The following is a 2,234-nucleotide window of genomic DNA, read 5'->3' as shown; positions in this document are numbered from 1 at the left end:
AAGGCGTTGTAGGTGGCGTGGTGGGCGATCAGGGTTTCGTCGTTGGCGTCGCCGCTCAACTGCAGGGCGATATTGCGGATCGCCTCGCGGTTGTATAGGCCTACCTGAGAGTAGAAGACGGACGAGTAGCTGTCGCCATTGGACGAGGCGTTGCGCGTGTAGGTGTTGGTCTTGGCGATTTTGGTGACTGCGTTGGTGATATTGCTTACCGTACCGCCGCTGGCGTTGTTGAAATTGCCCTTGGCGTGGTTCAGCACCGTGCCGCTCTGGCTGTTGCCGGAATAAGCCCACAACTCGAACGCCAGGTTGGTGGCGCCGTTGTTCATCGCCGAGGTGTCGACATAGACCCAGCTCTGGCCGGTGGGTACGTCGACGTTTTTGGTGACGCCGTCGGCTTTGAAGCGGATGGACTCGGTGCCGGGCGGTAGGGCGTGGACCTTGATACGCTCCGGGGAGGTTTTGGTGACACCGCCGCTGCCACTATAGGTACCCCAGGTCTGACCATTGGTCGTCATGGAAACCGTTACCGAAGGCGTTGGCGGCGTACTGCTAGACCTGTATGTGTACCAACCTGCGGTGGCAGTAAATGTACCATTCCCAGTAACCGTTACAGATCCCGATGAAGTTCCCATCGAAATTCTTATCTTTGCTCCTGTAGCGTCCCTCAGCCCCGAAACCGTGTATTGAACCTCTCCTCGAAACTCATAGATCTTGGTTCCATCCCCCATTGGCTCCGCACCCACGGGCTTTGCACGTACAGTCGTATAGGTGACCTTCACATCCCCATAGGCTTCCACCTGCCCCGGATAACTTACCGACTTAGTTCCCTGCGACTGATAGGTGGTCTCCTTCACCTTCACCGAGTCGTGGTACTCGAAACTGGTGCTGGTCGCACTGCCCTGCTTCGAGGAACGGTAACCGGCAGACAGCCAGAACTTGTTCACCTCCGGCAAGTGCTCCAGACCCACGCCCTCGCCCGGCAGGCCGACAGTGCCACTCTGGGAAGTGGCGGCGCTGCTGTACAGGTCCACCGCGTGCAGCACCAGACCGTCCGGGTCGATGAACGTCAGTGATACCGAGGCAGCATTGCTGTTGAGCGCGATGTTCATGCCGTCGCTCCAGCCGTATTCGGTGTTGTTCATCACCACCTGGCCGCTGGCATTCTTCGCCAGTACCTTGACCTTGGCGGTGTTGCCGAACACGCTGGCGACGTCGTCACTGTTCAGAGTGAGGGTGTTGTTGTCGACTTCCCAGTCCAGGCTCGGCATGACGTCCAGCGGGTTGCTCTGCGCCCCTTCGAGGGTGCTGTCCGCCTCGGCGTCGTCCGCCTGCAGGAAGTCGCTGGTGACGTCGTAGTTGTAGCTGTTGGTGGTGATCACCACTTCGCGCCAGCCGTTTTCGGTGCCGCCGTGGGACAGGGGCACGAAGATGTGCACCTGCTCTTCCACTTCGATGCGGTTGGTAAACACGGTAATGCTGCGGCCGCTGTCGAGAGTGACTTCACGGCTGGTGTAGTAGTGCTGCGTGTCCCTTTCGATATAGCCCTTGTGGCTGCCCTGGCTGCTGCCGTCGAGCTGGTAGCTGGTGCTGCCGAGCAGGCCGGCGAGCTCGGTCTGCTGCTGGGCGCTGAGGCCCAGGTCTTCGAAGTTGAGGCGCGGGTCGCCGGCATTCAGGTGGAAGAGTTCGTCGGTGTTGTCCACCCAGGACTTGGCACCATCCACGGCGGTGGCGCCGCCGGGGTTGCTGGCATAGCCCTCGCCCTCCTCGTCGACGTAGTTGATGTTGTTGTCGCGCACGGTGGTCTGGCTGCGCTGGGCGGGCAGGCTGAGCTTGTTGGTAACAGCGGTATCGGGATCAGTGGGCATGTTGCCGTTGTTGAGATCCACCCAGACGGTGGAGTTGCTGGTGCTGTTGGTGGTTTTGTTGCGCGAACCGGCACTGGGTACGCCGCCAGTGCTACTGCTACTGCTGATCTCGTTCTGTACCGCTTCCCCATTGTCTCCCACATCCCAGTTGAGACTCAGGTCCGGATTGTCCGTCGGCGTATCCAGCGGCGGTTCAACCACGCTCACCAGCTGGTCTTCCTGGTCGTACAGGCTGTACTTCCACTGCGTCTCGCTCTGGGTGATCTCGTTCACTGCCTGCTGGGCGGTGAGGATAGTGTCCAGGCTGTTGTTGTTGATCGCAGATATTTCCAGGGTGGCGTTGCCGTTCTGGTCGTACAGGTACAGCCG

Annotated in this window: 1 protein-coding gene; it reads right to left on the bottom strand. The window is 60.0% G+C overall.

Annotation, left to right across the window (positions count from 1 at the left end):
* Nucleotides 1–2,234 (bottom strand): hypothetical protein (locus FHS09_RS22415; RefSeq protein ID WP_183464121.1); only part of this gene is annotated, 2,234 nt, incomplete at both ends.

The sequence above is a fragment of the Microbulbifer rhizosphaerae genome (assembly GCF_014191725.1).
Taxonomy (GTDB): domain Bacteria; phylum Pseudomonadota; class Gammaproteobacteria; order Pseudomonadales; family Cellvibrionaceae; genus Microbulbifer; species Microbulbifer rhizosphaerae.
This window is presented reverse-complemented; position numbering and strand designations above follow the sequence as displayed.